This is a genomic window from Dolichospermum sp. LEGE 00246, assembly GCF_015207865.1.
Classification (GTDB): Bacteria; Cyanobacteriota; Cyanobacteriia; order Cyanobacteriales; family Nostocaceae; genus Dolichospermum; species Dolichospermum heterosporum.
This window is the reverse complement of sequence record NZ_JADEWA010000428.1, coordinates 1-4,771: the sequence shown is the minus strand read 5'-3', so window position 1 is coordinate 4,771 and position 4,771 is coordinate 1. Positions and strand designations below refer to the sequence as shown.

Annotated in this window: 2 protein-coding genes; both read left to right on the top strand. The window is 37.8% G+C overall.

Going from position 1 to position 4,771, the window contains the following annotated elements; translation table 11 throughout:
- Positions 1-196: 196 nt before the first annotated feature.
- Positions 197-2,923 carry an AMP-binding protein gene (locus IQ228_RS21410; RefSeq protein ID WP_193964365.1) on the top strand — a complete coding sequence of 909 codons (2,727 nt, stop codon included), beginning with the start codon at positions 197-199 and terminating at the stop codon, positions 2,921-2,923.
- 295 nt (positions 2,924-3,218) lie between these two features.
- A complete protein-coding gene (miaB, locus tag IQ228_RS21405) occupies positions 3,219-4,580 on the top strand; it encodes a tRNA (N6-isopentenyl adenosine(37)-C2)-methylthiotransferase MiaB (RefSeq protein WP_027404781.1) in 1,362 nt (453 codons plus the stop codon).
- The last annotated feature ends 191 nt before the right edge of the window (positions 4,581-4,771 follow it).

Here is a 4,771-nt window from a genome sequence, read left to right as displayed (position 1 = left end):
TTTTAAAAACAAAGTATAGATAAAGATTTTATGAAAGATTCTCCTTGAGTATGGCAGGTTATTATAATTTGTCGTACCATTTATTTTTATCAATGCACATCATTGGTTAAGTCAAGGGCAATAAATAAATTAAAAAGAGATAATTTTCTACCTCAACCCTGATTTTCACCAAAAATTCAATAAAGTTTATATAGCCATGAATAATATTTACTCCACAATTCCGAATACCTTATTCCAGAAAAAAATTATTTGCAATCGTTTAATTCCCTCGCCAAAAGGCTTTATAGACTTTCCCAAATTTGAGATTGAACAGTCTATACCTAGCCGATTTGAAAAACAAGTTGATAAATATCCAGATCATATTGCTATCAAAACCCAGAATCAAACTCTCACTTATGCACAGCTAAATAAAAATGCTAATCGGTTAGCCAATCAAATTCTTGAACAACGAGGAAATCAATTAGAAGTAATTGTATTACTACTGGAAAAAGGTGCAGATTTCATTACAAGTATGTTGGGAGTATTGAAAACAGGTAAAATCTTTGTTCCTTTAGATCCCACATTTCCTATTGATAGACTAGCTTATATTATTAAAGATGCTCAAGCTGTTGCATTTATTACCAATAATCTCAATTTGGATTTGGCAAGAAAACTCGCTGGAGGTACTATTAACAATTGTCATTTATTTAATCTAGACAATATTGATAACCATAATTCTTGCCAAAATCCCACTATCAAAATATCACCAGAAGCACCAGCTTATCTAATTTATACTAGTGGCTCAACTGGTCAACCCAAGGGAGTTGTACAGAATCATCGTAATGCTTTACATTACTGCATGAATGACACAAAAACTTTATTAATTAACCATCAAGACCGGGTAGTTTTTCTCTATTCTTGTAGTGCTTTAGGTGGAATATTATGTATTTTCTACACCTTACTTAATGGTGCGAGTCTCTATTCATTCAATGTCAAAGAACAGGGATTAACTAATTTAGTTAATTGGTTAATTACATCAGAAATTACAATTTATCATTCATTTACAACTCTATTTCGGCATTTTGTAGATACTCTCACTGGTACAGAACAGTTTCCTAAAATTCGCCTAGTTAAATTAGGTGGTGAAGCTACCTTAATTAGAGATGTCGAAAATTATAAAAAATACTTTTCTTCAGATTGTCTTTTATATGCCAGTTTAGGCGCGACAGAAGCAGGAACTTTCCGTAATTTCATCGTTGATAAAGATACGAAGATTGAAAATAGCATCGTACCTATTGGTTATGCGGTTGAAGATATGGAAGTTGTGCTATTAGATGAAGCAGGAGTAGAAGTTAAAAACGGCAATATTGGAGAAATTGCCCTCAAAAGTGAATATTTAGCTTTAGGTTATTGGCAAAAACCAGAATTAACGCAAGCTGTATTTTTACCCGATATTCAAAATAGCCAAAAAAGAATTTATCGCACAGGTGATTTAGGCTGTATTCAAGCAGATGGTTGTTTAATTCATAAAGGAAGAAAAGACTTTCAGGTAAAAATCCGAGGCTTCCGCATTGAAGTTGCAGAAATTGAAATGGAATTGCTGAAAATTAGCAATATTAAAGAAGCTGTAGTTATAGCTAGTGAAGATAGTCCAGAAGATAAACGTCTCATAGCTTATATTGTTCCTCAACAAAAACCAGCACCTACTACTAAAGAAATTCGGCAATATTTACAGAATAAATTACCTGAATATATGCTTCCTAGTGCCTTTGTGTTTTTAGATGCCTTGCCATTAACACCTAATGGTAAATTAGATAGAAAGGGATTAATAGCATTCAATTTAATTAAGCCAGAATTGACAGAAAGTTTTGTTAATGCCCATGATGATATAGAAAGTCAGTTAATAAAACTTTGGGAAAATTTGTTAGGTGTTGAACCTATTGGTGTTCAAGATGATTTTTTTGAATTGGGGGGAAATTCTTTATTAGCAGTTCGATTATTTGCGGATATAGAACGTAAATTTGCCAAGAAACTGCCTTTGGCGGCTTTGTTTCCCACAGCGACAATAGCAGCGATATCTCAAATTATCCACCAAGAACCAGGGTTAGAAAATACCCCCAAAGTTAATTATTCATCTTTAGTAGAAATTCAACCCCAAGGTACAAAACCACCTTTATTTATGATTCATCCCTTGGGGGGAGAAATATTATGTTATCGGGATTTAGCAATACATTTAGGGTCAGACCAACCTGTTTATGGACTGCGACCCCAGGGAATAGATGGAAAACAGCCTCTTTTGCTGCGGGTGGAAGATATGGCTGCAAAGTATCTGCGAGAAATGCAGACTATTCAACCTCAAGGACCCTATTTTGTAGGGGGATATTCCTTTGGGGGTATCGTCGCCTATGAAATAGCCCAACAAATTCGCAGTCAAGGTCAAGAAGTCGCTCTTTTAGCGATGTTAGATACCTGTCGTCCTGGTTATGAACGACGGTTATCATTTAAGAGGCGAATTTTGCTGCATATCAATAATATCTTTCGACGTGGACATAAATATATTGCTCATAAAGCTAAGGGTTGGTACAAACAATTTCATTACAATACTAAACAAGTTTGCAATCATTACTTTCCGACTGGTTCTCATGTCATTCTCCCTGAAGATAAAAAGTATTTAGAAATATCCAATGCTCATAAACAAGCTTTGAATACCTATGTATTTCGACCTTATGTGGGGAAATTAACTCTTTTCCGCACAAGAGATGAAAATCGAACTGAGGCTATAGGTTTAGAATATGATTCCCATTTTGGTTGGGGTGAGATAGTTATGGGTGATTTAGATATTAAGTATATTCCTGGTTCTCATCTTTCTCTTCTCAATGAACCGAATGTGAGAGTATTGGCGAAACAAGTTAAAATTTGTCTAGAGGATGTTCAAAAAGTCTAATTTATTATAGTCCTGGCGACTGGAAAGATGCCTCCGGCTCCCGTTAGGGATACGCGGCTACACAGACGAAACCCACCTGCGTGGGTTTAAAAATTCTGATTTTTTGTGAGAAGGTGTTTGAAAACTTTTTCGTGGGGTACACAACACTTGGTGCTTTCGTCGAAATATTGGGACACACATTTGCATTGTCCACCACAAACCGCACACTCCTGAAAATGTTCCCCAAATAAGATAGGATTGCTATATAGAATAGAAAACAGACTTGATATACATTACTAACTAAGCGTAATTTCCAATGACCACTAACCGCCATTACCACATTATCACCTTCGGTTGCCAAATGAATAAGGCAGACTCTGAACGCATGGCTGGTATTTTAGAAGACATGGGCTTTGAGTGGTCAGATGACCCAAACCAAGCAGATGTAATTCTTTACAATACCTGCACCATTCGGGATAATGCGGAACAAAAAGTATATTCTTATTTAGGTAGACAAGCCAAACGGAAGCAGGAACAACCTGATTTAACTTTGATTGTTGCTGGTTGTGTTGCCCAACAAGAAGGTGAGGCTTTGCTGCGTCGTGTGCCAGAATTGGATTTGGTGATGGGACCCCAACACGCTAACCGTCTTAAAGATTTGCTAGAGTCGGTTTTTGCTGGTAATCAAGTTGTCGCTACGGAAGAAGTGCATATTTTTGAAGATATCACCCAGCCGCGTCGTGATAGTCAGGTAACTGCTTGGGTAAATATTATTTATGGTTGTAACGAACGTTGTACTTATTGCGTTGTCCCTAATGTGCGCGGTGTGGAACAGTCCCGGACACCAGAAGCGGTTCGGGCGGAAATCGAACAGTTAGCAAAACAAGGATATAAAGAAATTACTCTCCTGGGTCAAAATATTGATGCTTACGGACGGGATTTACCTGGTTCTACCGCCGAAGGTCGTCACCTGCACACATTGACAGATTTACTTTATTATGTCCATGATGTACCAGGTATTGAACGCATAAGGTTTGCTACTAGTCATCCGCGTTATTTTACGGAAAGATTAATTAAAGCCTGTGCAGATTTGCCCAAAGTCTGCGAACATTTTCACATTCCTTTTCAATCTGGGGATAATGAGCTTTTAAAAGCTATGTCACGGGGCTATACTCAGGAAAAATATCGCCGGATTATTGATACTATTAGAGGGTATATGCCGGATGCGTCAATTAGTGCTGATGCGATTGTGGGTTTTCCTGGTGAGACAGAAACACAGTTTGAAAATACTTTGCAATTGGTGGCAGATATCGGGTTTGATTTAGTGAATACTGCGGCTTATTCACCTCGTCCTGGTACACCTGCGGCTTTGTGGGATCATCAACTGAGTGAGGAAGTTAAAAGCGATCGCTTGCAAAGATTGAACCATTTAGTTAATATCAAAGCAGCAGAGCGATCGCAACGTTACTTTGGTCGGATTGAAGAAGTATTAGTAGAAGCTCAAAATACCAAAGACACAAACCAGGTTATGGGAAGAACTGGAGGAAATCGGCTCACATTCTTTACTGGTGATATTAATCGCCTCAAAGGGCAAATAGTCAAGGTGAAAATTACTGAAGTTCGCGCTTTTAGTTTAACAGGAGAAGCAGTAGAAGTTCGTCAACCAGTTACAGTTTAAGAGGATGTTTGAAAAGTTTTTAATGTATAAACAAACCCCTCTCCAAACCTCTACCCGAAGCGGAGAGAGGCTTTGAAACCCCCCTTCCCACCCAGAAATGAATTTCCGGGCTAATAGCGAAAGTATAGCGGTATGCACTTGCATGAGATACATCATAGCCCCCTCATCGCTTGCGGGGAGGGGGTTGGGGG

What these genes read in the sequence shown, in the direction of transcription:
- IQ228_RS21410 (WP_193964365.1), top strand. Translation starts at nt 197, where the DNA reads ATGAATAATATTTACTCCACAATTCCGAATACCTTATTCCAGAAAAAA.
- miaB (WP_027404781.1), top strand. Translation starts at nt 3,219, where the DNA reads ATGACCACTAACCGCCATTACCACATTATCACCTTCGGTTGCCAAATG.